The sequence below is a fragment of the Streptomyces flavovariabilis genome (genome assembly GCF_000725785.1).
Taxonomy (GTDB): domain Bacteria; phylum Actinomycetota; class Actinomycetes; order Streptomycetales; family Streptomycetaceae; genus Streptomyces; species Streptomyces hawaiiensis.
Map to the genome: position 1 here is coordinate 1096691 of NZ_JNXD01000001.1, position 22804 is coordinate 1119494.

A 22804-nucleotide genomic window follows, 5' to 3' on the forward strand; every position below is an offset into this window, starting at 1 on the left:
GTGGGGATGACCGGGCGAGGACGTCTGACCGCCTACGAATCCGTCTCGACGCACCTCGCATTGTGCGGGGACGCCGAACTGCGGGAACTGCTGGACACCGCCGTGCCGCTGGGCACGGGCATCGGAGGGAGGTCGGCCCGGCTGGACGTGTCCGGCACACCGGTCTTCGTGAAGCAGGTGCCGCTGACGGACCTGGAGCGGCAGCCGGAACACCTGCGGTCCACGGCCAACCTGTTCAAACTGCCGACCATCTGCCAGTACGGCATCGGAGGGCCCGGGTTCGGGACGTGGCGGGAGGTCGCCGTCCACACCATGACCACGAACTGGGTGCTCTCCGGGCAGCATCAGGGCTTCCCTCTGATGTACCACTGGCGGGTGCTGCCGGGCGAGGCGCCCACGTTGTCGGAGGAACTCGCGGACGTGGAACGGATGGTGGCCTACTGGGACGGGAGCGTGGAGGTGCGCCGGCGCGTCGAGGCGCTGCACCGGTCCTCGGCAAGCGTCGCGCTGTTCCTGGAGTACATCCCCCGGACTCTGCACGCGTGGCTCACCGACCGGGTGCGAGCCGGTGGCGAGGCTCTCGACCGGGCGTGCTCCCTGGTGGAGAAGGAGCTGGCGGCCGGCACAGCCTTCATGAACAGTCGCGGGCTGCTCCACTTCGATGCTCACTTCGAGAACATCCTGACCGACGGCCGGCGCCTGTACTTCGCCGATTACGGCCTCGCCCTGTCGACCCGTTTCGACCTGACGCGCGCCGAGGCCGACTTCTTCCACCGGCACAGCGCCTACGACCGTTGCTACACGGCCAGCTGGCTGGTGAACTGGCTGGTCACCGCCCTGTACGCGGACGACGGGGATGCGCGTGAGGCGCGGATACGGGCGTGGGCCCAAGGCCGGCGGCCCACCGGGGCGCCATCCGGGACCACGAAGATCCTGGCTCGGCACGCGCCGGTCGCGGCTGTGATGACGAACTTCTACCGCGCACTCCAGAGGGAGAGCAGGAAGACCTCGTATCCGGCGGAGAGACTCCGGCAGCTCAGCCCGTGAGGGACGGCGGCGGCAACGAACCGTGCGAAATCGGCTGGGAGGCGATGAGTTCGGCGCCGTGGTCCGGTCTACCCCTGCGACAGCATCACGGACCACGTGCCCCAGGAGACCTCGATGTCAGAGACCACCGCTCCCGCCGCCGTCCCCACCGCCTCCGTCCCGGCCGGCGTCGTCGCCGAGTCCGCGACCGCACGCGGGCGGCGTGCCCGGATCGCGCTGCGCGGTCTCCAGGTGCTGCTGGCCCTCTTCTACGTGATCGCGAGCGCCCTGCCCAAGCTCATCGCGCACGCGTCGGCCGTCGAGTCCTTCGAGGAGCTGGGCTGGGGCAGTGCCGGGATGTACACGATCGGTGTGCTCGAACTGGCCGGTGGAATCGCGCTGTTGATCCCGGTGCTCCAGTCGGTGGCGGCGATGGCGCTGGGCGCGCTGATGGCGGGCGCGTTCGTCGTCCAGGTCACCGTCTTCGACGGGCAGTACGCGGCGACGCCGCTCATCCTGATCGTGCCGGTCGCCCTGATCGCCTGGGCGAGGCGGGAGCACAACACCGACCTGGTGCGCCTGCTGAAGCGACAGGCCTGACGGTGTCACGTGCGACTGAGGCCGTGTCCGGGAGGCCGAGAGGCTCGTCCCGGACACCGGCATGCCGCTCCGGCTCAGGGCTTCGGTCCGCCGGGGCCGGGGCCAGGACCGGGGGCCGGGCCGGGGGCGCCCAGGCCGCGCAGGCGTTCCAATTCGCGGCGGTCGCGCTTCGTCGGGCGGCCCGCGCCGCGGTCGCGGATGCCGGCGGGGGCGACCGCCTCGCGGGGCGGGGGCGGCGGGGAGTTGTCGACGTAGCACTGGGTGGCGACGGGGGGCCCGACCCGCTTGCGGATCAGCCGCGTGACGACGACGACCCGTTCGCGGCCCTCGTGCCGGAGACGTACTTCGTCACCGACGCGGACGCCGTGTGCGGGCTTCACGCGCTCGCCGTTGACCCGCACGTGGCCGCCCCGGCAGGCGGTGGCTCCCATGGAACGGGTCTTGACCAGGCGTACGGACCAGATCCAGCTGTCGACGCGGACGGTAGTACCGCCCTGCGGGCCCGCGGCCTCCGCCGAGGCGATCGCCGCGGCGACCTTCGGGTCCACGGGCTGGGCACCGCCTCCCGCGGAGGCGCCGACGGGCTCGGGCGCCGCTGCGTCGGTCCCGTCCGCCCTGTCGTACCGCGCACCTTGAGAAGCCATGTCCCCGACCTTAGTCCTCCGTGTCGTGCTGCCGGGCGGAATATCGCCCCTGAGCCAACTATGCCAAACAAGTTTTGCAAAAACTATTTTGCTGAAGGTGTCCGGCGGCCTAACCTCGCGGCATGGACAGCGACGAGCGCAAGCGCGTACTCGATCCCGAGCACGACACCGCCGCCCTGAAGGCGCTCACCCACCCCCTGCGTATCCAACTGCTCGGGCTGCTGCGGCAGGACGGGCCCGCCACGGCGAGTGAGCTGGCCGCGCGGACGGGCGAGTCGTCGGCGTCGGCCAGCTATCACCTGCGGGTGCTGGCGAAGTACGCGTTCATCGCCGAGGCCGAGCACCGCGACGGGCGGGAGCGGCGCTGGCGGGCACTGCACACCGTCACGTCCTGGAGCAACGAGACGATGGAGTCCACCGCGGCGGGGCGGGCCTTCGTCAGCCTGGCACGGCGGCGGCAGATCGAGCACCTGGAGAGATCCCTCGCCCGGCACGAGGCGGACATGGCCGCCGGGCGGCTCGGCCAGGAATGGGTGGAGCCGTCCGGGATCAGCGACCTCATGCCCCGGCTGACGGCCGAGTCGCTCACCGAACTCTTCGACACCGTCGCCGGGAAGCTGGCGGAGCTGACCGCCCGGGACGCGGACGATCCACGCGCCGCGCACGTCGTGTTCCTCGCCGCCGGACTGCCGCTCGCCGCGCACGAACACGCGGGCACCGGCCCCGTCATCGAGCCCGAAGACCTCAAGGAGTCCCACCCCGGGAACCCCGACAGCGAAGACGCCCCGTGACGCGGCTCAAGACCGAGCCGTCCGGGGAACGGGCCGCCCTGCGCCGGTACGTCACCGTCTGTGTGCTCCTCTGGCTGCCGCCGGGTCTGGGCATGGCCACGATGGTCCTGCTGTTCAGCGAGCGCGGCATGTCCCTCACCGCGGTCGCGGGGCTGTTCGCCGCGCACTCGCTGACCGTGGCCGCGCTGGAGCTGCCCACTGGAGGGCTCTCCGACGTCCTCGGGCGCCGGCCGGTCCTGGCCGCGGCCGGCGCACTGAACGTGGTGGCCTTCGCGCTGGTCGGGCTCGGCACCACCGCCTGGCTGCTCACGGCCGGCATGGTGCTCATGGGCGCGGCCCGGGCCCTGGCCAGCGGTACCGCCGAAGCCTGGTACGTCGACACCGTCCAGGCGTGTTCCGGCCCGGACGCCGAACTGCGCACAGGCCTGGCCCGGGGCGGCTCCGCGGCCTCCGCCGCGCTCGCGGCCGGCATGCTGCTCGGCGGTGCCCTGCCCTGGCTGCTCGGCCTGGGACCCGACGTGGGTGCCCGGCTGAGCGAGGCGACGTCCGGGACGGTGCTGTCCCTGTCCGTTCCCCTGCTGCTGGGAGCAGTGCTGAGGGTCGCCTTCGTCGCCTACGTGCTGACCGCCCTGCGGGAACCCCCGCGACCGCCGGCCACCCTGCGTTCCGTGCTGCGCGGCGTTCCCGTCACAGTGCGGGACGGGCTGCGGCTGGGTGGACGGGACGCGCTGGTCCGCAGGATCCTGCTCGGTGCCGCGGCCACCGGAAGCGCCCTGGCGGCCATCGAACTGCTCGTACCGGGGCGGGTGACCGCACTGACCGGCGCGACCGGCTCCGGAGCGATGGTCTACGCGGCACTGTCCTGTGCGGGCTTCGTCTGCTCCGGTGCCGGCAGCCACCTCGCGCCGCTCACCGCCCGGCTCGCGGGCAGTGGCGAACGGGCCGTGCTGGTGGGTCTCGCGGCCGGTGCGGGCGGTCTGCTGCTGCTCGGGGCCACCGCGTCCTCCGCCCACCCGGTGGCCACGACCGTCGCGGCCGTCGGCTTCGCACTGGTCTACTTCGGTCTCGGCGCGGCGGCCCCGAACGAGAACGACCTGCTGCACCGCCGGGTCGCCGACGCGGGCCGCGCCACCGCCCTGTCCGTCCAGTCCCTCGCCCGGCAACTGGTCGGCGCGCTCAGCGGCCTGGCCATCGGGGTGTTGCCCCCGGGCCCTGTGCCCTGGCTGCTGACGGGTGCCGTATTGCTGGCCGGGGCGCTGCTCTGGCTGCGCCGGAGCGACGCACAGGCCGTGCGGGTCACCGGCGTGTGAGTCCGGCGGAGGGCGAGCCCGCACCGGTCGGCGCGGATCTCGCCCCCGTGACGACCGCGACCCCGTCTGCGCCTACGGTGGAGTGATGGATGCCAGCGGCCTTCCCCTCCTCGACCGGCGCATCGCCGACTGCCGGGCCTGTCCGCGGCTGGTCTCCTGGCGCGAGGAGGTGGCCCGTGCCAAGCGGGCGGCCTTCGCGGACTGGACGTACTGGGGCCGGCCGGTGTCCGGTTTCGGGCCGGCCGATGCCCGGCTGCTGATCGTAGGGCTCGCTCCCGCCGCCCACGGCGGCAACCGCACCGGCCGGATGTTCACGGGCGACCGCTCCGGGGACGTCCTCTTCGAGGCCCTGTACGACGTCGGCCTCGCCTCCCAGCCGACCGCCGTGCACGCCCATGACGGTCTGGAGCTGTACGGCGTACGCGTCACCTCGCCCGTGCACTGCGCCCCGCCCGCGAACAAGCCCACCCCCGAGGAGCGGGACACCTGCCGCCCCTGGCTCGTGCAGGAACTGCGGCTGCTGCGCCCGACGCTGCGGGCCGTGGTCGTACTCGGGGCCTTCGGGTGGCAGGCCGCGCTGCCGGCGTTCGCCGAGGCCGGCTGGCCCGTGCCCCGGCCGCGCCCCGCCTTCTCCCACGGCGCCCGGTTCCGCCTCGACGGCCTGGAGCTCTTCGGCTGCTTCCACGTCAGCCAGCGCAACACCTTCACGGGCCGGCTCACCCCCACCATGCTGCGCGATGTCCTGCGGGCGGCCGGGCGGGCGGCGGAGCTGCCGATCCGAAGCGGCTAGGGAGCCTGCTCGCCGAACAGGTGGCGGACCGTGGAGCGGTAGTTGGTCCGGACGTGCGTCAGCGCGTGCGCGCGGGCCCGGTCCGGGTCGCCCGAGGCGATGGCCTCGTACAGCTCTCGGTGCTCCACGAGGAGCTGGGGCCATTCCTCGTTGCGCCGGGTCATCCAGCGCAGCCGGCCGGCGACCGGTTCCAGGGCCTCGGTCAGCAGGCTGTTGCCGGCCATCGCCATGATGCGGTCGTGCAGACGGCTGTTGAGGTCGGTGATCACCTCGGCGTCCGCGGCCTCGGTGGCGGCGGCCGCGCGGTCGATGAGCTCCCGGACCTCGGCGAGGTCCTCCCGTGTCGCGCGCGATGCGGCGAGTCCGGCGGCGTAGACCTCCAGGGCTTCTCGCAGTTCGAACAGTTCCTTGACGTCGGTCGGGGTGAGGCGGCGTACCACTGTGCGGCGGGGTGTCTCGAAGTGGACGAAGCCCTCGGCGACGAGTGCCCTGATCGCCTCCCGGACGGGCACGCGCGAGACACCGAAACGCTCCGCCAGTTCGCGTTCGACCAGGCGGTCTCCAGGGCGGAGGCTGCCCGCGATGATCTCCTGGCGCAGATCGGCCGTGACGCGTTCGCGTACCGCTCCGAGAGGTTCGATCTTCGTCATGCGGTCCATCCTCGTCGACGCGAGGTCTCTTTTACGGGGCGTTAACGAGAGCGACATCGGTCAGAACGGTTGACGGCGGGACCATGACGCAGTTTGGTATACCAAACACCTCGCAGGGCGGCCGTCCGCAGTCCTGCTGAGCAGTCCTCCGTCGTCCCCTTGCTCTGGAGGCCCCCGTGTCCCTCGCCGACCGTGCCGCGACCACCGGCACCCCAGCGTTCGTCCCAGACCCCCGGCTCACCAACGAAGACCTCGCGCCCGCCAAGAAGCGCAACTGGAAGGTCTTCGACCTCTTCGCCATGTGGATGTCCGACGTCCACAACCTCGGCAACTACACCTTCGCGGCCGGGCTGCTCTTCCTGGGCATGAACGTCTGGCAGATCTTCACGTCCCTGCTCGTCGGGTTCGTGATCATCTACATCGGCATGAACTGGATGGGGAAGATCGGCCAGCGCCACGGCGTGCCCTTCCCGGTGGTCAGCCGGATCGCGTTCGGCATCTGGGGCGCCAACATCCCGGCGCTGATCAGGGCCGTGATCGCCATCATGTGGTACGGCATCCAGACCTACCTGGCCTCCGTCGCCGTCAACGTGATGCTGCTCGCGGCCTGGCCGGGCCTGGAGTCGTGGACGCACAACTCCTTCCTGGGCCTGGACGCGCTCGGCTGGGTCTCCTTCATCGCGCTGTGGCTGGTGCAGGCGGCGATCATCAGCCGGGGCATGGAATCGGTCCGCAAGTTCCAGGACTTCTGCGGCCCGGCGATCTGGCTCGTGATGATCGCACTGGCCGTGTGGATCCTCGCCAAGGCCGGCTGGACGATCTCGCTCACCTCGACCCCGCACCCGGTCTCCGTCGGCGAGCAGTGGCGCCAGTGGTTCGGCGCGATCGGCCTGGTCCTCGCCACCTACGGCACGCTGATGCTCAACTTCTGCGACTTCTCCCGCTTCGCCCCCGACTACAAGTCGGTCAGGCGCGGCAACTTCTGGGGCCTGCCCGTCAACTCCACCGCCTTCGTGATCGTGTCGGTCATCGTCACCGCGGGCGCCTTCGAGGTCTTCGGCAAGGAGATCACCGACCCGGCCTACCTCGTCGCCGAGATCGGCAACACCTGGGTGCTCGTGGTGGGCGCGCTGACCTTTGCCATCGCCACCATGGGCGTCAACATCGTCGCCAACTTCGTCTCACCGGCGTACGACCTGGCCAACGTGTGGCCGCAGAAGATCACCTTCAAGGTCGGCGGCATGATCAGCACGGTCGCCGCGCTGCTCGTCACCCCGTGGAACCTCTTCTCCAACCCGACCGTCGTGAACTACTTCCTCGGCGGCCTCGGCGCCTTCCTCGGCCCGCTGTTCGGCGTGATCATGGTCGACTACTACTGGGTCAAGCGCGGCCGCGTGAACGTGGACGAGCTGTTCGACGCCTCTCCCGGAGCCCGCTACCACTACCGCAAGGGCGTCAACCCCAAGGCGCTGTGGGCGTTCCTGCCGGCGGCCGGTGTCGCGGCGGTGCTCGCGCTGGTGAAGACCTTCAGCGACGTGGCCCCGTACTCCTGGTTCATCGGCACGGCCCTCGCCGCCGGCCTGTACGCGGCCCTGTGCCGTCCCGAGCGCGCCACCGCGGAGGTCTGAGCAACGTGCGGATCGTCGTCACCAACTGCAACACCACGCAGGAGATGACCGAGGAGATCGTGCGAGGTGCCCGGACCGCCGCCGGCCCGGGCACCACCGTGACCGGACTCACCCCCACCTGGGGGCCCGAGTCCGCCGAGGGCTGGCTCGACAGCTACCTGTCCGCCGCGGCCGTCCTGGACACCCTGCGGACCTACGACGGACCGCCCTACGACGCCGTGGTCATGGCCGGATTCGGGGAGCACGGGCGGGAGGGCGTCCGGGAACTGGTGGGCGTACCGGTCGTCGACATCACCGAGGCCGCCGCACATCTCGCCTGCCTGCTGGGCCGCCGCTACGGCGTCGTCACCACGCTGGAGCGCTCGTGCGGCCAGATCGAGGACAGCCTGGAGACGGCGGGCGTGGCGCGCAACTGCGCGGCGATCGTCGGAACGGGCCTGAACGTGCTCGGCCTAGGCGACGACGAACGCACCGAGACGGCGTTCCTGGCCGCCGCCGAACGTGCCTGCGCGGCCGGGGCGGAGGTGCTCGTACTGGGCTGCGCCGGCATGACGGGGCTGCAACGGGTCGTCGGGGAGAAGCTGGGCCTGCCGGTCGTGGACGGGGTCGCCGCGGCGGTCAAACTGGCGGAGTCGCTGGTGGCGCTGGGGCTGACGACCAGCCGAGGGGGGAGCTACGCCGAGCCGCTGCCGAAACGGAGGGCGTGGGGGAGGCCCGCGGAGCAGTAGCTCAGGCCGGTCCGTCGAGGGGAACGTCGTCCCGGTGAGCCCCGTAGAACTCCGCCTGCAGGGCCATGACCTCCCGCATGGAAGTGCCGCGCGGGATGCCGTACACCGTGCCGGGGAAGTCCAGCGCCTCCTGGATCTGCCAGAGTTCGTCGTGCTCCCCGGGGGCGAAGAGCCGGGCCCGGGGCGCGCCCGCCGCGATCCAGCCGATGGGCAGGACGGTGCCGGGCGGCAGCACGGAGTTGACGTGCAGCACGCTGTGGATCCGCAGCTCCGCACCGGCGCCCGCGACGGCCCCCGGGAAGACGCAGGCGCCGGTGGCCACGAAGACCTCGTCCTGAAGGGTCGCCCCGTTGACATGGGCGTGCGGGCCGACGAGTACCGCGTCACCGATCACGGCCGGATGCGCGGACCGCCCCCGCACCAGCGCGTTCTCCATGACGACGACGTCGGAACCGACCCGCACCTCCCCGTCCTCCGCGGTGAGTACGGCCCCGTGCAGCACCCGGCTGCGCTCACCCAGGACGACGGCCCCGCACAGCACGGCCGTCGGCGCGACGTACGCGGACTCGGGGACGACGGGACGCCGCCCGCGGTGCTCGATCAACATGGGACTCTCCTCAGGTGGACGACCCCTCGGGTACGACGGCTGTCGCCGTAATCTCCACCAGCTGTCCCGTGTACCCGAGACACGCCACGCCGATCAGCGTCGACGAGTGCGGACCCGCACTGAGGCCGGACGCCTCCACCACACTCCAGACGGCGGACAGCACGGCCGGCTCACCGCTCACCACGTACACCTCGGTCGCCACGACGTGCGCCAGATCGCTGCCGACGGCGGCCAGTTGCTCCCGCAGATTGCCGATGACCTGCTCGGCCTGCCGCACCGGATCTCCGGGCCCGACGAGCGTGCCGTCGGGGCCCAGCGGTACGGACCCGGCGAGGAAGGCCAGCCGCGTGCCGGCCTCGACCACGGACACGTGGGAGTAGGCGGGTGGCGGGAAGAGGCTCGGGACGGTGACGCGGCGGATCACGTGAGGGTCTCCGATCTGCGGGCGGCGACAGGACAACCCACCGATCATGAGGGCCCAGGCACGGGCACGCACCCGTATTTCGGTTTCCGGCGGCCGGGCCGTCCCCCTACGCTGCCCTGGACCCCCCGCCTGCCCAGGAGCCCGCCGTGCCCACCCTCCCGGACCACGCCTTCCTCGCCACCACCGCCGACCGCCTCGCCGCCCTGCCCGCCGTCGAGGCCGTCGCCCTCGGCGGCTCCCGGGCCCAGGGCACCGAACGGCCCGACAGCGACTGGGACCTGGCGGTCTACTACCGCGGCGCCTTCGACCCGGCCGATCTCCGCGCGGTCGGCTGGGAGGGCGAGGTCAGCGAGATCGGCGCCTGGGGCGGCGGCGTCTTCAACGGCGGCGCCTGGCTGACGATCGAGGGCAGGAAGGTGGACGTCCACTACCGCGACCTGGCCGTCGTCGCACACGAGCTGGCCGAGGCGGAGCAGGGCCGCTTCCGCGTCGAGCCCCTCATGTTCCACCTGGCGGGCATCCCGACCTACCTGCTCGTCGCCGAACTCGCCGTCAACACGGTGCTGCGGGGCGACCTGCCGCGTCCGGGCGGCTATCCGCCGGCACTGCGCGCCGGCGCCCCGGCGCACTGGCACGGCAGGGCCGCGGCCACCCTCGCCTACGCCAAGGCCGGCCACGCCCCGAAGAACGATGCCACCCAGGTCGCCGGCGCGATCGCCCTTGCCGCGACACAGACCGCACACGCCGTGCTGGCGGCGCGCGGGGAGTGGGTCACCAACGACAAGGGGCTCGTGGCGCGGGCCGGGTTGCGGGAGGTGGACGCGGTCCTATGCGACCTCAAGGACGGCCCGGCCGCGCTCACCCAGGCCGTCGCCGACGCGGAGACGCTCCTCGAGGCGGCCGTGAGAGCCGTCACCGCCGGCTGAACTGCACACCGGCCGGCTGGACGGTGTCCGGGCGGATCGCGAGGCCGTCGACGACGAGCTGTTCGCCGTAGATGTCGGTGAGCCTGAGGGAACCGCCGCAGCCGGTGCCGTCGGGGGAGAGGAAGTAGTTGTACTCGGTGCGCGTCAGCCGGCTCCAGCCGCTGCCGGCCCTGACCTCCAGCCGGGCCAGCGGGTTGCGGTGGCCCAGTGCCTGGATGCCGCACCAGTGGCGGCTGGAGCCGGTCTTGTAGCGGATCGAGACCGTCTCGGACGTGCCGGGGCTCAGCAGGCTCCACGTGATCGGTATCCGGCCCGCGGAGAGCCCGGCGAGCTTCGCGAAGGCCTCCTTGCTGAGGTCGAGTTGCCCGGGCGCGCACGGCAGCGGGCACTCGTTGGTGATCCGGACGGTGACGGAGGCGCCGCTCGCCGCCCGGACCAGGACGTACGCCCCGCACGCCCGGGACGTCTCGTAGTCGGTGTGGTTCATCGCCGCGACCATGAGGTCGGGGCTCGGACCGTACAGGCAGGCACCGTCACCGTCCTCGGCGTCGTAGTGCGTGGCGACGCCGTTGTAGGTCGTTGCGGGCTTGATCCGTCCTGCCAGGGGCGCGGTGCCGGACGCCGGACGCGGCGCGGACGACCGGGTGGGCGTGGGCGAGGGCCGTGCCGGCGAGGTGGTCGGAGTGGGGGTGGGAGTCGGGGAGGCCGGGGACGCGGAGGGCTTCGGAGCCGGTGTGGGCTTGCGGGCCGTCGGCGTGGCGCTCGGCCGGGCGCTCGTGGCCGCCCCGGCCGCCGCCCGTACCGTGTCCGGTTCGCTGCCGGGGCGCAGGGCGATCACGAGGGACACGAGGAGTCCCACAGCTGCCGCGGCGACGGCCCAGAAGAGGACCGTGCGCCGCTTGCGGAGGGGACGGCGGTGGGATGCGGATGCCACGGATGAGTCCTTCGGGTCCTTGCGTGGTTCAGGAGAACGCGCGCTCACGACTCACAGTGGCCGCCGGGCCCGGAAAGGTTGCCGGGGATCAGCTCCTGATTGCGTACATAAAGAACGCCGCTTTCGACCCGTCCGACACGTTCCGGAAACCTATCCTCCAGGAACCCCACCTACCGTGGACAGCCACACCCCGCCCCGGCCGCCGTCGCCCGAAGGCTCACCCCTGCCCTCGTCGAGACGACAGGAGCCCCGTGTCCCGCCGCATCGCCCCGCATCTTCCGCCCTGGCTCGCGCACGCCCTGCGCGCTCAGCGGGGGCCCGTGCCCTGGAGCGCGGTGACGCGGGGGGCCCTGTCCGCCGGGCCCTTGCTGCTCGTGGCCGTGCACACCGGTCTCACCTCCCTCGGCGTCGTCGCCGCCGTCGCCGCCATGCTCGCCGGGATCAACGACCGGCCCGGGAGCCGGCGGGTCTCGGTCAAGCGGATCGGAGTGCCCGCCCTGGGCGGTGCGGCGGGGCTCATGGCCGGGACGTACACCGTGCAGGAGACGGGGGCGGTGGTGCTGACCGTGGTGCTCACGGCCGTCGGGCTGGTCGCCGGGGGGATGAGCGCCGTCGGGCCCGTCGCGTCCGCCGTCGGGACGCAGCTGCTCGTCGGCGCGGCGATCGGCGCCGGGATGCCCCTGCCGGAGCCGGGATGGGAACGGGCGCTCGCCTATCTCGCCGGGGCGGGATGGCTGCTCGTGCTGCGGCTCGCCCTGCCCACGCCCGGCTCCCTCGCCGGTGACTTCCGGTTCGACGGGGAGCGCGAGGCCGTGGCCGGTGTGTACGAGGCCGTCGCCGAGCTGCTCGACGCCGTCGGCGGGCCGGACGCCATCCGCCGCCGGGCCGCCCTGACCGCCGCCCTCGACCACGCCCAGGACGCCCTCGCCGGGCCCCGCCTGCGGAGGTACGCCTCCTCCTCCACCGAGCGGCGCCTGCACGCGCAGTACGCCGCGGCCCTGCCCCTCGCCGAGGCCGCCACCGCCCTGGCCTGGGCCGAGGAGACCGTCGCCGAGCGGGCCTCCGAGGGCCCCCGGCGGCTCGCCGCCGCCGTACGCGACAACTCCCACACCGGGCCGCTGCCCGCACCGTCCCGTTCGGCGCCCGCCCTGCGCGCCCTCGACGATGCCCTCCTGCAGGCCGCCGAGGTGTTCGACCAGGGCGGGGGCGGCGATCTGCACACCCGGCCCCGCAGCGCCGGGGGCCGGCTGCGTGCCGCCTTCGGCAGCGCCGGACGCGAGTACGGGCTCCGCGTCGCCCTCTGCTTCGGCGCCAGCTCGGCGGTCGCCCAGGCCTTGCACCGGACGCAGTGGTACGGGCAGCACGAGCACTGGTACTGGCTGCCCGCCACCGCCGTGTTCCTGGTCAAGCCCGACCTGGGGCCGCTGGCCTCGCGCGTGCTGAACCGGGCCGCCGGGACCGTCTTCGGGGCACTGCTCTTCGCGGGGCTCGCGGCCGTCGTGCCCCGCCCGGAAGGGCTCATCGCGCTCGTCGCCCTCAGCGGAGCCCTCATCCCCGTCGCCACCCGGCACTTCGCGGCCCAGACCGCCGTCGCCACCGTCCTGATCCTCGCGCTCGTCATGGTCGGCGGCGAGCCCCAGGCCTCCGCCGGACGGATCGGCGAGACGCTGCTGGCCTGCGCGATCGTGCTGATCGTCGGGCACCTGCCGATGCCCGGCCAGCGCGGCGGGGGAGTACGCGCCCGGCTCACGGCGGCGAGCAAGGCCGCGTACGCCTACCTCACGCACGTGCTCGCCGAGGCCGACGCGCCGCGCATCGGGAGCTCCGGCACTCCGTCCGACCACCGCACCACCCGCTGGACCCTGCGCCGCGAGGCCTACCGCACCCTGGCCGAGGCCCGCTCGGCCATCTCCCTCTCCGCGCACGAACTGCCCGCCCTCGCCCGGCACACCGAGGGCGCGGACGAGGTGGCCGACCTCCTCGAACGTCTCGTCGACACAACGACCGCCTGCGCCGTGCACCTCGACGACACGGGCCGGATCGGCCCTCGCCACAAGGAACGCCTCGCGGCCGTCCTCACCGAACTCGCCGGGCGAGGAGAGCGGGTGGGACTACGGCCGCCCGGGACACCCCTCGCCGGATAGCGCGCCGGCATCGCCGCCGGGCCGCCACCTCTGCGCCCCTGGTCTCAGCGGTCGCTCGGGCACCGGCAGCGTGCTCAGCCGCCGACCCGTACCCACACCGGAGCGTGGTCCGACCCGGGCTCGCCGCGGCGCTCCGCCGGATCCGGGCCGACCGACGGCAGGCCGGGCGGGCCCTCGCCGGGCAGGCCCGTGCCCGCCGCCGTCGCCCGGTGTACCAGCCGGTGGCTCAGCAGCACGTGGTCGATCAGCTAAGCGCCGCCCGGAGTTCACCCGGGACCAGCGCTGCCCGGGCGGGATGAGCGGGGTCACGTCCCACAGCCGGGTCGCGTCGCCCCGGTCGGCCCGGTCGTAGCCCGGTGTGCCGATCTCCGAGCCGGGCGGGCCGAGCAGGATCTGCGTGGTCGCCGCCTGCACCTCGTCGTTCAGGTCACCCAGCACGGCGACGTCCCGCGCCCGCCCGTCACCGGCCAGCAACTCGTCCGCGAGTGCGCGCAGCGCCGTCGCCTCGGCGGCCCGCCGGTACAGGGCATAGGCGCCGTAACGGGCCCGTTCGCCCTCGTCGCGCGGCTGGAACCGGCCGTTCGGATACGACAGCAGCTTCGACTTCAGGTGGCAGACGGCCACCCGCAGCGGCCCGTCCCCGGTCTCCACGGCCAGCAGGCCCCGCCCCGCCCGCGCCACCGTCAGTCCCGGGTCGTCCGCCTGCACGGGGCGCAGCTCCGCCGGGAACGCCGTTGTGTCCGCCACGACCGTGAGCGGTGCACGGCTCAGGAACCCGACCCGTATGCCCCGGCTGTCCGCGTGCTCGGACAGGGCGACATGCCAGTCGTCGTCAAGCATCCCGGCCAGGTCCTTCAGTGCCTCGGGATCACCGACCTCCTGCACGCCGAGCAGGGTCGGATCGAGTTCCGTGATCACGGCGGCGAGCGCGGCGAGCTTCGCCTCGTAGGCGGCCTCGTCGTCCGGGCCGTACGGGCCGCCGGGCCGGTAGAGGTTCTCCAGGTTCCAGGTGCCGAGGAGCATGCCGGGCTCCTTTCAGAAGCCGACAGACGGGGTGGTGGGGCCAGGGTGTGTGCCCGGCCCGCCCCGCGACAGAGCCGTGACGGGATGCGCGGTTCGGCTCATGCCGCCCTACGCCGTCGTCGTACGTTGGCGTGATGACGCCTTCTGCCGCGGACGGTCCCGCCGACCTCATCATCAGCGCATGCACCGTCCTCGTGCACGACGATCAAGAGCGGATCGGGTTCGCGCGGGACGCCGCGATCGTCGTACGGAACGGCGTCGTCGAGGCGGTCACGACCACCGTCGAGGCCGCGCGGCTGCCCGCCGCCGAGCGGATCGACGCCCCCGGCCAGGTCGCCCTGCCCGGCCTGATCAACTGTCACACGCACACCCCGATGGTCGCGCTGCGCGGCCTCGCCGAGGACCTCCCCACCGAGGAGTGGTTCAACGACGTCGTCTGGCCGGTCGAGTCAAACCTCACGGCGCAGTACGTCGAGCTGGGCGCGCGGCTCGCCTGTGCCGAGATGATCCGCGCGGGCGTCACCTGCTTCGCCGACCACTACTTCGCCATGGACGCGGTGGCCGGAGTGGTCGCGGACTGCGGCATGCGGGCGTTGCTGGGCGAGGCGTTCTTCTCCTCGCAGGGCCCCGAAGGCCGGGAGCGGTCACTGGAGTTCGCGCTGCGGCACCGCGGAGCGGCCGGCGGCCGGATCACCACCGCGCTCGCGCCGCACGCCCCCTACACGGTCGACGACACCGACCTCGCCGCCACCGGCGAGCTCGCCCGCACGCACGGCCTGCCCGTGCACCTCCACGCCGCCGAGAACCGCGACCAGACCGAGGCCAGCCTCGCCCGCCACGGCGCGACCCCGATCGAGGTCCTGGAACGCACCGGCATCCTCCACACGGACCTGCTCCTCGCCCACGGCACCGGCATCGTCGACAGCGACCTTCCCGTACTGGAGCGGGCGGACGGTCGTAAGGCCGTCGCCACCGCGCCCCGCGGCTATCTCAAGTTCGCCTGGCCCGACACCACACCCGTCCGCGCCCTGCGCGACATCGGCGTCGACGTCGGGCTCGCCACCGACGGCGCCGCCTCCAACAACTCCCTCGACGTGTGGGAGTCCATGGCCCTCACCTCTCTGGTCCAGAAGTCGGCCGAGGGCGACCCCCGCTGGCTGACCTCCCGCCAGGCCCTGCACCACGCGACGGTGCAGAGCGCCCGTGCCGTGGGCCTCGGGGACAGCGCCGGCAGCATCGCCCCCGGCCGGCGGGCCGACATCGTCCTGGTCGATCTCACCGGGCCGCACACCCGGCCCGTCCACGACCTCGCCGCCACCCTCGTGCACAGCGCACGCTCCGCCGACGTCCGCACCACGATCGTCGACGGGCGGATCCTGATGCGCGACCGGGAACTGCTGACGATCGACGTCCAGGCGGTCGTACGGGAGCTGGAGGAGCGGCTGCCCGCGCTCGTCGCCCGCGGCCATGGCCGGCGCGTCCAGCGGTACGACACCTGACGGCACGCGAGGACGTGCCGGAAATCCTGCGGGGCAGCGATGAGTTCCGCCCCGCATGCCGGTCACCACCCCGGACGGAACGTTGTCACAGGAGGGCCCATGTCGCTTCCGGAGATCGTCTCGCGCGATCAGTGGCGCGCGGCGCGCGCGGAACTGCTGCTCAAGGAGAAGGCCGCCACTCGCGCGCGGGACGCGCTCAACGCCGAGCGGCGCGGACTGCCCATGGTGGAGGTCGGCGAGGAGTACGTGTTCGAGGGTGGGGACGGGAAGGCCACCCTGCTCGATCTGTTCGAGGGCAGGCGCCAGCTGGTCGTCTACCACTTCATGTTCGCGCCCGAGTGGGACGCGGGCTGCCGCAGCTGCTCCGGATTCCTGGATCAAATAGGGCATCTCGCCCATCTCAAGGCCCGTGACACGTCGTTCGCTGCCGTGTCCCGCGCGCCCTACCCGAAACTCCTGCCCTTCAAGGCGCGGATGGGCTGGGCGCTGCCCTGGTATTCGTCGTACGGCGGCGACTTCAACCGTGACTTCGAGGTGACCCGCGCATGCGAGGGCGAACTCGTCGAGCGGCCCGGCCTCAGCTGCTTCCTGCGGGACCGCGACCGGGTCTTCCACACCTACTCCACGTACGAGCGCGGCCTCGACGGCCTCGGCTCGTCCACCAGCCTGCTGGATCTCACCGCACTGGGTCGGCAGGAGGAGTGGGAGGAGCCCCAGGGGCGCGCGTCGGCCTTTGGGGCGCCTGCGGGAAGTGAGCGCATCCGATATCACGACGAGTACGACGACTGATACGGAAAGTGAACACATACGCCAAGAGGCTGAGAGGTTGGTCACACTTGGCGGTGAACGCGTGTCAACTACGTCTCAGAACCGTCACTTCGCGAGCCGTTCACCCCATGGTTGGCGTTTAACTCTACGAGTACAGCGCGACATGGAGGTGCAGGGTGAACGGGCGAACGGTGCTCGAGAGCTTCCCGGCCGGTGGGCCGCGTGGCTCCTGGCCTGCGGAGGAGTTCGCGCAGGCGCGGCGTAGCGAGGGCCTGCCTGCCGAGGTCGTCATGGACCTCGCCACGGACATGTTCCTGGTGATCGTGCGCAGCGGGGACGTGGCCGACGCCACAGCCTGACGTGTGCCCTCAGCCCGCCTTCGGCGCCGGCACCTTCATGGCCGGCGCCGGTGACGAGGCGAACTGCTCCGCCTGGAGCGCGTACAGCTCGGCGTAGAGCCCACCGGTCGCCAGCAGCTCGTCCGGTGTCCCGGACTCCACGAGCCGGCCCTGGTCCAGGACGTGCACCAGATCCGCGTGCCGTACGGACGCCAGCCGGTGCGTGATCAGTACGACCGTCTGGCCGCTGTCGGCCAGGGCGCGGATCCGCTCGAAGACCTCCAGCTCGGCCCGGGCGTCCAGAGCCGCCGTCGGCTCGTCCACGATCAGGATGCTGCCCCTGCGATAGGCCGCCCGGGCGATGCCCAGCCGCTGCCACTGGCCGCCCGACAGTTCGTGCCCGTTGCTGAATTCGCGGGCGAGCAGGGTGTCCAGACCGCGCGGCAGGTCCGCGATCACCGTCTCCGCCCCGGCCTCGGCGACCGACGCGGCCAGCCGGTCCTCGCACACCGGCGCCGAGGTGCGCCCCAGGGCGATGTTCACCCGGGCCGTGAAAGGCCACCGTTTGAAGTCCTGCGCCACCATCGCGATCCGCTCGGCCAGCCGGTGCCGGTCCGCGGTCGCCGCGTCCACGCCGTCCCACAGGATCCGCCCGCGCTCCGGCATGTAGAGCCCGGCGAGCAGCTTGACCAGGGTCGTCTTGCCGGAGCCGTTCTCACCCACCAGAGCGATGATCCGGCCCAGCGGCAGGTCGAGCGTCACGTCGTCCAGAGCGGGGCGGGCCGAGTCGCCCGGGTAGCGGAACGTGACGTTCTCGAAGCGGATCTCGCGCGGGTCCTCCGGCAGCGGCGCGCCGCCCGCGGGGATCGCCCACTGGTCCGCCTCGGTGTACAGCCGCTGCAGGTCGCCGACGAAGAGCGCCTCCTCGTGCAGCGCGTTGACCTCCACCACGAGCGTGTCGAGGCTCTGCGAGCCGGTCCGGATCGCGATCACGGCCGTACCCGCCACCGACAGCGCCATCGTGCCCGCCAGCAGCAGCCCGCCCAGCGTCGCGTACGTCGCCACCGTCGCCAGGCCCGTCCACGCCGCCGCGATCAGGCCCGTGCGGGCGGCGAGCCCGGCCAGGCGGGCCTGCTCGGCCTCGGCCGTCTCCGACATCGCGCGGAAGTGCCGCAGCAGGAAGGAGCCCACCCCGTGCACCCGGATCTCGGGGGCCGCCTCGGGCTCGATCAGCAGGTTGCCGAGCAGCCGGCCCGCGCGGACGTGCTGCACCCAGGCGTGGAAGGACTCGTAGCGCCGCCGGGCGACGGTCAGCGCGCTCCAGGCGCTCGGCAGGGTCATCGTGACCAGCAACGGCAGCAGGGCCGGGTGCAGCACGGTCAGCACGCCCGCGGCCGCGACCAGCGAGATCATCGCGTTGATCACGCGGGTGCCGTAGGAGATCATCCGGCGCGCGGAGGCGGCGCCGTACTGCGCGGTGTCCAGCAGCTTGTGGAAGGCGTGGTCCTCGATCGCGGCCAGTTCCACGGCCGCGGCCCGCTCCAGGTACCGCTCGGTCGCCACCCGCTCGACCTTGGGCTCCAGCCGCCCCGTGGCGTAGGTGCTCGCGGCCCGCAGGAGAGCCGCGAGGAACATCGCGACGGCCACCGTGACCAGGGCGGGAACGGCCCCGCGCAGCCGGTCGTCGATCGGGCCGCCTCCCATCAGCCGGGCCAGCACGCTGTTCACCGCGAGCAGGCTCACCGCCTGCGCCACGCCCCGGCCCGCCTCCGCGGACAGCACGATCCGCGCTGCGGCCCGGTCGGCCTGCCGGGCGAGCCGGAGGCTGGACGCGAGCAGGGACGGCAGCCGGGTGATCATGGCGCGGAAGTTCAGCTCCAGGAACGCGTCGGCGTGCTGGCTCCAGCCCATGTCGTAGCGCAGCGGCCCGCCGAAGAGCAGCCGCTCCGACTCGGACACCTCCGGCGCGGTCCGCTTCTTCCCCACCGTCGACCGCCTCCCCCCGCCTCGTGCCCCGCCCGTGAGCGGCCCACTATTGCGGGGCGGGCCTCGCCCCGGGCAGGGCGCAGCCCGGGGCGCCGGATGCGCGCGGGCGCATGACCCGGCCGGGGGAGGTGCGGGGCGGCGCGGCGCCGCGCCGGGGGAGTGAACCGGGGGTGTGGACGGGGGCGCGGCACCCGGATGGCGGTGGGCAGGCCGGCCGGGCGGGCGTCGGATGTGCGGGCCGGTCGTCGGGCCCCGGCGTGCGGGGCCGCGTGTGCGGAAACCGAGTTGGCGGGGTGCCGGTCCGGGCGCGGGTTCGTTGCGCGGGACCTTGCGAGAAGATCGGGCGGGCCGAGGCCGGTTGCGCGGGGCCTGGCGCTCGGGAGTGCCGTGCGACGGGCTGCCGTGCGACGGGCGGTCGTGCCGGGACCGGTCGTGCGAGCGCCGGTCGTGGGCCTGGCCTACGCGCTGACCGGGCGTGACCAGGACGGGGCCGTTCCCGTCACGCGGCACAGCGCGCCGGTCGTGGGCCTGGCCTACGCGCTGACCGGGCGTGACCAGGACGGGGCCGTTCCCGTCACGCGGCACAGCGCCAGGTAGAGGGGGATCGGCGGGGTGTACGGAAGCGTGCCGTCCGGGCGATGGACCAGGCCGGGGATCTCCAGCAGATCCGGGACGAGCGCGCCGGTGACGTACCGCGCCGGGGCGGGCCACTCCAGAGCGTGGTCGGAGTCGGACGGCACCAGCCACCACCAGTGCGTCTCGTCGGCGTAGACGCAGCCCACGCGAGGCAGCCGCGGCATGACCAGCGGGCCGACGTGGGCGGGGACGGCGACCGCGTCGCAGCCGAGCGGGGCGGTCATGCCGTCGGGTACGGGCAGCCGCAGGGCCGGGCCGGGCGTCCGCAGCCCGCGCCGGACGCGCACCAGTGTGTCCAGGTTCAGCACGCGGCCTCCCTGCGCGGGGATCATGCGTGTCCCCGCTGTCGGCGGCGCTCCTGCGGGGGAACCTCGGGGACGCCCTGCGGGTGGCGTGCCTGATGGGTTCCGTCCTCGTCGTCCGGGTCGTCGGACGGGCCGCGCTTGGGGCGGGCGCCCCAGCCCAGGTCCCCCTGGGGCTCGGCCGGATCGAGCGGGGTGGTGTCCGCCGTGCGCGGCAGCTCGGCCCAGACCAGCAGTCCGGGGCCGTTCTCATGGGCACCCCAGGAATGGCAGAGGGCGTCGACGAGAAGCAGTCCCCTCCCGTGCTCCTCCTCGGGCCGTGTCCGGCTGGCGGCGTGGGGCTGACCCGGGGCGCAGCCCTCGTCGCGCACGGCTATCCGCACCAGGTCGTCACCGTCGTGCAGCTCGCACACTATGTGGGTGCTCGCCGTGTGCACGATGGCGTTGGTGACCAGCTCGGACACCACCAGGGCCGCGCTGTCGCACGTGTCCGCACACACCGACCAGCCGGTCAGCCGGGCTCGCGTCAGGCGTCTGGCCTGGGCGGGGGAACCCGGATGTGCGGCCAGCTCGAAACGGAACCGGCGCTCGGCAGCGGTCCCGAGGGAGACCTCTCCCGTGGCGGCGCCAAGCCCGAGAGGGCCTGCGGCAACGTCTGTTCCTAAGGGCGCGGACGGAATCACGCTTGCCACTATCGCCCCGCCGTGAACACTTGGCAAGTGTCACTCTGAAAATTGCAGAGTGCTGTGTGACGGTCTGGAAGGCCGTGGCACACTGCTCGCAACAGCACCCCACGCGGCGCCAGTTGAGATCGTCGAAGTTTCGTTCGAAACATTTGTTCGGATTGGCTCTTCGAAAGGGTCTTCGCATGGCGCCGCCGGGCTGTCAGCGTTCTTTTGTGGCCGGCACGTCAGAACTCTTCGTGGAGGTGGAGCGTGAGTGAACCGCGGTCCGCGCCGACGGTCGGTCAGGTCGTTCTCGGCCGACGCCTGTTGGACCTGAGGGAACGCGCCGGGATGAAACGCGAGGAGGCCGCGCGCATCCTCCGGGTCGCCCCCGCCACGGTCCGCCGTATGGAGATGGCCGAGGTCGCCCTCAAAATCCCGTATCTGCAACTGCTCCTCAAGGCCTACGGAATCTCCCACGACGAGGCCGAAGCCTTCGTCCAGCTGGCCGAGGAAGCCAACAGACCCGGCTGGTGGCAGCGTTTCCACGACATCCTGCCCGGCTGGTTCTCGATGTACGTGAGCCTGGAGGGCGCGGCCAGCGTCATCCGCAGTTACGAGCCCCATTTCGTCCCCGGCCTGCTGCAGACCGAGGACTACGCGCGCGGAGTGCTCCGGTCGGGCGCCGTCGGCCAGACCAGACCCGAGGACATCGAGCGCCACGTCGCCCTGCGCATGCAGCGCCAGGCCCTGCTCACCCGAGAGGACGCGCCCCGGCTGTGGGTCGTGATGGACGAGACCGCCCTGCGGCGTCCGGCCGGCGGCCCGGAGGTGATGCGGGCCCAGATCGACAAACTGCTCGACGCCACGAAGCTCCCCAACGTGACGCTGCAGATCGCCCCGTTCGCCAATGGGCCGCACCCGGGCACGTACGGGCCGTTCGTGCTGTTCCGATTCGCCATGCCCGAACTGCCGGACATGGTCTACAGCGAGTACCTGACCGGCGCGGTCTATCTCGACGCGCGCACCGAGGTGGCGACCCACCTCGAGGTCATGGACCGCATGGCGGCGCAGGCCGCTACGGCACATCGCACGAAGGAGATCCTCCGGGATCTCCGCAAGGAGCTGTGAATGGATCGCATCAAGCCGCGCAAACACGTCTACAACGGCATGCCCGCGCGCGACTTGGGCAGCGAAGGCTGGCACAAGCCGTGGAGCGGCGGAAACGGAGGCAACTGCCTGGAGGCGCTGAAACTCGCCGACGGCCGGATCGCCCTCCGGCAGTCCACCGACCCGGACGGTCCGGCGCTGATCTACACCACCGACGAGATGACGGCCTTCATCGAGGGAGCAAAGGCGGGGCAGGCGGACTTCCTGCTGTCCTGACGCGATTGCCGTCGCTGTCGCTCGACCTACCTACGCTGACAATGAATCGCTGGTGCTGAATTGACCACCCTCTGTGCCTTACGGAGTGCCTCATGACCGGGCAGGACCCCACGTCGGCCGTCCAGATCGACACCACCAGGCCCCATCCCGCGCGGATGTACGACTGGTACCTCGGCGGCAAGGACAATTACCCGGTCGACGAGGCGATGGGCCGGCAGATGCTCACCCTCGACCCGCGGGTGCCGGTGATGGCGCGGGTCAACCGCGCGTTCATGCACCGGGCCACGCGCTGGCTGGCCCGCAGCGGCGTACGGCAGTTCCTGGACATCGGCACCGGCATCCCGACCGAGCCCAACCTCCACCAGGTCGCCCAGGAGACCGCGCCCGGCGCCCGGGTCGTCTACTGCGACAACGACCCCATCGTCCTGGCCCACGCGGCGGCCCTCCTGCGCGGCACGGACGAGGGCGCGACCGAGTACCTCCAGGCCGACGTGCGCGACCCGGACGCCATCCTGGAGGGCGCGAGGAAGGTCCTGGACTTCACCCGGCCCGTCGCGCTGTCGCTCGTCGCGCTGCTGCACTTCGTCCCCGACGAGGACGGCGCCCACGACCTGGTCCGGCGGCTGCTCGCCGAACTGCCCTCCGGCAGCTACCTGGTGATGACCCACGCGACCGCCGACTTCACCCCGGAGGAGTCGAAGGCGGCCACCGAGAAGCTGCGCGCCGCAGGTGTCACCCTGGCCCTGCGCTCCCGCGAGGAGTTCAGCCGCTTCTTCGACGGCCTCGACCTCGTCGAGCCCGGCGTCGAGGTGCCCCACCGCTGGCATCCCGAGCTGGGCGAGCCCGTGCCCGGGCAGGACGACGGGGTGATTCCGGGATACGGGGCCGTGGGGCGCAAAGCCTAGAAGTCTGATGAAGATCTTGGGTTCTGGCCCTGCCGCGTCAGCGGCAGGGCCAGACTCGTCATGTGGCGATGGGTGAGTGGGTCGGCGAGATGGT

Annotated in this window: 23 protein-coding genes and 1 pseudogene; 15 read left to right on the plus strand and 9 right to left on the minus strand. The window is 72.5% G+C overall.

What is annotated here, in order from left to right; genetic code table 11:
- The first annotated feature begins 6 nt into the window (after positions 1 to 6).
- Positions 7 to 1047, plus strand: coding sequence for a protein kinase family protein (locus tag IO24_RS0104880; RefSeq protein ID WP_031132185.1), 1041 nt, complete (start codon positions 7 to 9; stop codon positions 1045 to 1047).
- A gap of 114 nt (positions 1048 to 1161) precedes the next feature.
- Positions 1162 to 1626, plus strand: a complete 465-nt coding sequence (locus IO24_RS0104885; protein WP_031132187.1) for a DoxX family protein — start codon at positions 1162 to 1164, stop codon at positions 1624 to 1626.
- Between the two features lie 74 nt (positions 1627 to 1700).
- Here the strand turns inward: IO24_RS0104885 and IO24_RS0104890 are convergent, their stop codons facing one another.
- The gene (locus tag IO24_RS0104890; RefSeq protein WP_031132189.1) at positions 1701 to 2270 is read right to left on the minus strand and encodes an RNA-binding S4 domain-containing protein; all 570 of its coding nucleotides are present in this window, start codon (positions 2268 to 2270) and stop codon (positions 1701 to 1703) included.
- Between the two features lie 122 nt (positions 2271 to 2392).
- On the opposite strand from IO24_RS0104890, the gene IO24_RS0104895 reads away from it, so the two are divergent.
- The 3 genes from IO24_RS0104895 (at position 2393) to IO24_RS0104905 (ending at position 5161) form a co-directional block, all read left to right on the plus strand.
- Entirely contained in the window at positions 2393 to 3061 is a 669-nt protein-coding gene (locus IO24_RS0104895; RefSeq protein ID WP_078899154.1) for a winged helix-turn-helix domain-containing protein, read from the plus strand.
- Positions 3058 to 4371: an MFS transporter gene (locus IO24_RS0104900; protein WP_031132192.1), complete on the plus strand. Its 1314-nt coding sequence runs from the start codon at positions 3058 to 3060 to the stop codon at positions 4369 to 4371. Before IO24_RS0104895 ends, IO24_RS0104900 begins: the two co-directional genes overlap by 4 nt.
- An 85-nt stretch (positions 4372 to 4456) precedes the next feature.
- Positions 4457 to 5161, plus strand: coding sequence for a uracil-DNA glycosylase (locus IO24_RS0104905; protein WP_031132194.1), 705 nt, complete (start codon positions 4457 to 4459; stop codon positions 5159 to 5161).
- On the opposite strand, the gene IO24_RS0104910 is transcribed toward IO24_RS0104905, so the two are convergent.
- Positions 5158 to 5811 (minus strand): GntR family transcriptional regulator, encoded by a 654-nt coding sequence (locus IO24_RS0104910; protein WP_031132196.1) that lies wholly within the window; start codon positions 5809 to 5811, stop codon positions 5158 to 5160. The two genes, IO24_RS0104905 and IO24_RS0104910, sit on opposite strands and share 4 nt — an antisense overlap.
- A gap of 176 nt (positions 5812 to 5987) precedes the next feature.
- Between IO24_RS0104910 and IO24_RS0104915 the strand changes: the two genes are divergently transcribed.
- Both IO24_RS0104915 and IO24_RS0104920 read left to right on the plus strand, forming a co-directional pair.
- Entirely contained in the window at positions 5988 to 7439 is a 1452-nt protein-coding gene (locus IO24_RS0104915) for an NCS1 family nucleobase:cation symporter-1 (protein ID WP_031132197.1), read from the plus strand.
- 5 nt (positions 7440 to 7444) lie between these two features.
- Complete coding sequence (locus IO24_RS0104920; RefSeq protein ID WP_031132198.1) at positions 7445 to 8167, plus strand: aspartate/glutamate racemase family protein; 723 nt, start codon at positions 7445 to 7447, stop codon at positions 8165 to 8167.
- Position 8168: 1 nt separating this feature from the next.
- Here IO24_RS0104920 and IO24_RS0104925 read toward each other — a convergent pair whose 3' ends face one another.
- Together IO24_RS0104925 and IO24_RS0104930 are read right to left on the minus strand one after the other, a co-directional pair.
- A complete protein-coding gene (locus IO24_RS0104925; RefSeq protein WP_031132199.1) occupies positions 8169 to 8774 on the minus strand; it encodes a gamma carbonic anhydrase family protein in 606 nt (201 codons plus the stop codon).
- 10 nt (positions 8775 to 8784) lie between these two features.
- On the minus strand, positions 8785 to 9198 hold the full coding sequence (locus IO24_RS0104930; protein ID WP_031132201.1) for a RidA family protein: 414 nt from the start codon (positions 9196 to 9198) through the stop codon (positions 8785 to 8787).
- 146 nt (positions 9199 to 9344) lie between these two features.
- Between IO24_RS0104930 and IO24_RS0104935 the strand changes: the two genes are divergently transcribed.
- On the plus strand, positions 9345 to 10124 hold the full coding sequence (locus IO24_RS0104935) for a nucleotidyltransferase family protein (RefSeq protein ID WP_031132203.1): 780 nt from the start codon (positions 9345 to 9347) through the stop codon (positions 10122 to 10124).
- Here the strand turns inward: IO24_RS0104935 and IO24_RS0104940 are convergent.
- Complete coding sequence (locus IO24_RS0104940; RefSeq protein ID WP_031132205.1) at positions 10111 to 11058, minus strand: expansin EXLX1 family cellulose-binding protein; 948 nt, start codon at positions 11056 to 11058, stop codon at positions 10111 to 10113. The two genes, IO24_RS0104935 and IO24_RS0104940, sit on opposite strands and share 14 nt — an antisense overlap.
- A 251-nt stretch (positions 11059 to 11309) precedes the next feature.
- Between IO24_RS0104940 and IO24_RS0104945 the strand changes: the two genes are divergently transcribed.
- Positions 11310 to 13202: an FUSC family protein gene (locus IO24_RS0104945; protein ID WP_031132207.1), complete on the plus strand. Its 1893-nt coding sequence runs from the start codon at positions 11310 to 11312 to the stop codon at positions 13200 to 13202.
- Positions 13203 to 13276: 74 nt separating this feature from the next.
- On the opposite strand, the pseudogene IO24_RS40355 reads toward IO24_RS0104945, so the two are convergent.
- Positions 13277 to 14225, minus strand: a pseudogene (locus IO24_RS40355) (endonuclease/exonuclease/phosphatase family protein).
- Positions 14226 to 14359: 134 nt separating this feature from the next.
- Here IO24_RS40355 and IO24_RS0104955 point away from each other — a divergent pair.
- The 3 genes from IO24_RS0104955 to IO24_RS0104965 all read left to right on the plus strand — a co-directional run bounded on the left by IO24_RS0104955 (position 14360) and on the right by IO24_RS0104965 (position 16851).
- Positions 14360 to 15724: an amidohydrolase gene (locus IO24_RS0104955; protein ID WP_031132209.1), complete on the plus strand. Its 1365-nt coding sequence runs from the start codon at positions 14360 to 14362 to the stop codon at positions 15722 to 15724.
- Between the two features lie 99 nt (positions 15725 to 15823).
- Positions 15824 to 16513 (plus strand): DUF899 domain-containing protein, encoded by a 690-nt coding sequence (locus tag IO24_RS0104960; RefSeq protein WP_031132211.1) that lies wholly within the window; start codon positions 15824 to 15826, stop codon positions 16511 to 16513.
- 155 nt (positions 16514 to 16668) lie between these two features.
- The gene (locus IO24_RS0104965; RefSeq protein ID WP_031132212.1) at positions 16669 to 16851 is read left to right on the plus strand and encodes a hypothetical protein; all 183 of its coding nucleotides are present in this window, start codon (positions 16669 to 16671) and stop codon (positions 16849 to 16851) included.
- A gap of 9 nt (positions 16852 to 16860) precedes the next feature.
- Here the strand turns inward: IO24_RS0104965 and IO24_RS0104970 are convergent, their stop codons facing one another.
- The 3 genes from IO24_RS0104970 to IO24_RS40360 form a co-directional block, all read right to left on the minus strand.
- A complete protein-coding gene (locus tag IO24_RS0104970) occupies positions 16861 to 18816 on the minus strand; it encodes an ABC transporter ATP-binding protein (RefSeq protein ID WP_031132214.1) in 1956 nt (651 codons plus the stop codon).
- A gap of 533 nt (positions 18817 to 19349) precedes the next feature.
- Complete coding sequence (locus IO24_RS0104975) at positions 19350 to 19784, minus strand: hypothetical protein (protein ID WP_031132216.1); 435 nt, start codon at positions 19782 to 19784, stop codon at positions 19350 to 19352.
- The gene (locus tag IO24_RS40360) at positions 19781 to 20446 is read right to left on the minus strand and encodes an ATP-binding protein (protein WP_078899157.1); all 666 of its coding nucleotides are present in this window, start codon (positions 20444 to 20446) and stop codon (positions 19781 to 19783) included. The genes IO24_RS0104975 and IO24_RS40360 overlap by 4 nt, the downstream gene beginning before the upstream one ends.
- A gap of 243 nt (positions 20447 to 20689) precedes the next feature.
- Here IO24_RS40360 and IO24_RS0104985 point away from each other — a divergent pair, with 243 nt between their 5' ends.
- The 3 genes from IO24_RS0104985 to IO24_RS0104995 all read left to right on the plus strand — a co-directional run bounded on the left by IO24_RS0104985 (position 20690) and on the right by IO24_RS0104995 (position 22710).
- Positions 20690 to 21550, plus strand: coding sequence for a helix-turn-helix domain-containing protein (locus IO24_RS0104985; protein ID WP_031132220.1), 861 nt, complete (start codon positions 20690 to 20692; stop codon positions 21548 to 21550).
- Positions 21551 to 21805 carry a DUF397 domain-containing protein gene (locus IO24_RS0104990; protein WP_031132222.1) on the plus strand — a complete coding sequence of 85 codons (255 nt, stop codon included), beginning with the start codon at positions 21551 to 21553 and terminating at the stop codon, positions 21803 to 21805.
- A gap of 92 nt (positions 21806 to 21897) precedes the next feature.
- Entirely contained in the window at positions 21898 to 22710 is an 813-nt protein-coding gene (locus IO24_RS0104995; protein ID WP_031132224.1) for an SAM-dependent methyltransferase, read from the plus strand.
- Positions 22711 to 22804 lie beyond the last annotated feature (94 nt).